This window comes from Ruegeria sp. CE12, assembly GCF_056537525.1.
Genome location: NZ_JBQFRS010000040.1, coordinates 1 through 1,644, shown reverse-complemented (window position 1 = coordinate 1,644; position 1,644 = coordinate 1). Strand labels below are relative to the sequence as shown.

Sequence of the window (1,644 nt, the reverse complement as noted above, 5' to 3'; positions counted from 1 at the left end):
ACCCGATCATGCACAACGCGGAAATTGGGCGACTGGTTCAGCATCGCCTCGCGGCGTTCTTTGAGGGTGACATCATAGTAATCGGTCATGGCATCTAGGCCCAGAACCTCCCACCCATCGGCCAAGAGACGCTGCGACAGGTGAAACCCGATAAAACCAGATGAACCCGTTACCAATGCGCGCCGTGTGGCCATGTCATGTCCTCGATTGTCGTTTGGGTTTCCCTAACAGGGAAAGCCTTGAACCTCCAAGAGACAAATCCGCGCTTTTGGGGGCTATGTGATATTTGGCGCAAAGGCACAGGTTGCAAAATGGTCATTCACAAGCCCACTGGCTTGCATAAAGGCATAAACTGTTGTGGGGCCGCAGAATTTGAACCCTGCCTGCTTTAGGGCCTTGGACAGCGCCACCGAGGTTGCGGTTTGTGCTGGAACATCACCAAGGGTTTGGGGGCGGTTTATCTGCGGGGTGTGATCCACAAAACCCCAGATAAATTTTGAAAAGCCAACCTCAGCCTCAAGTTTGAGATAGGCCTGTGCATTTGTAAGGGTGGCCTCAATTTTACCTCGTTGGCGAATGATGCCTTGATCTTGCATCAATCGCTCAATATCCGCTGCACCCCATTTGGCAAGTGCATGGGGATCAAACCCTGCAAAAGCAGCGCGAAAATTCTCGCGCTTTCGCAGGATCGTGATCCAACTTAGGCCTGCTTGGAACCCTTCAAGACACAAGTTTTCAAACAGCCCGCGGCTTTCATAGAGGGGCCGCCCCCATTCTTGGTCGTGATAGGCGATATAGTCGGGATCGCCCAAACACCATGCGCAGCGAATTATCGTTTGATCATCCATAATCTGCCCTTTTGTTCACCTCACATTAAGAGTTGGCACGGCACATCTACAAGGCAGCAATTGGAGATGACCATGACCGTGCCGCGCAGTGATTTTGCAAATCCTGATTTGGCCAGCCCTTTCGCGGTTGCCATGACCGATATGCGGCGCGGGGCAATCTCCCTAGTCGAAGGGGCTTTGAGGCGGGGGGATGTCGCCTTGGCATTTCAGCCGATTATGCGGGCCCATGGGAGAGGCCCTGCCTTTTACGAGGGGTTGGTGCGCTTATTTGATGAGGCGGGGCGGCTGATCCCCGCCCGCGATTTTATCATGGAGGTTGAGGCCACAGAACTTGGCCGCAGGCTGGATTGCGCGGCCCTTGCGATGGGGCTTGCAGCTATACATGAAGCGCCGCAACTACGTCTTGCGGTGAATATGTCAGCCCGCTCTATCGGCTATGCGCCGTTTCATAAAATTCTGGCCGCTCATATTGCTGCCCATCTGCAAGATTTGGAACGTTTGATCCTTGAGATCACTGAGACAAGCGCGATGCAGATGCCTGAATTGGTGACGCCGTTTATGCGGGATCTGCACGCGAAGGGGGTCAGCTTTGCCTTGGATGATTTTGGGGCAGGGAATACTGCCTTGCGCTATTTGCGGGACTTCTCGTTTGATATTCTGAAGGTTGATGCGCAATTCGTGGCGCATGTCGCCGATGATCCCGACAATCAGGTTTTATGTTCTGCGATCCAATCCGTGGCACGCCATTTTGATATGCTGATTGTGGCGGAAGGGATTGAGAACCCTGCCGATGCCG

3 protein-coding genes are annotated in these 1,644 nt (G+C 53.6%); 1 reads left to right on the top strand and 2 read right to left on the bottom strand.

All coding sequences use genetic code 11. The features are described from left to right. A partial coding sequence (locus tag ACR0IO_RS22955; RefSeq protein WP_480745148.1) for an NAD-dependent epimerase/dehydratase family protein occupies positions 1 to 194 on the bottom strand: 194 nt, incomplete at its 3' end. 81 nt (positions 195 to 275) lie between these two features. Then, positions 276 to 848, bottom strand: coding sequence for a DNA-3-methyladenine glycosylase I (locus ACR0IO_RS22950; protein ID WP_480745146.1), 573 nt, complete (start codon positions 846 to 848; stop codon positions 276 to 278). 72 nt (positions 849 to 920) lie between these two features. On the opposite strand from ACR0IO_RS22950, the gene ACR0IO_RS22945 reads away from it, so the two are divergent. After that, positions 921 to 1,644, top strand: a 724-nt coding sequence (locus tag ACR0IO_RS22945) for an EAL domain-containing protein (protein ID WP_480745144.1), incomplete at its 3' end; no start/stop codon positions are given.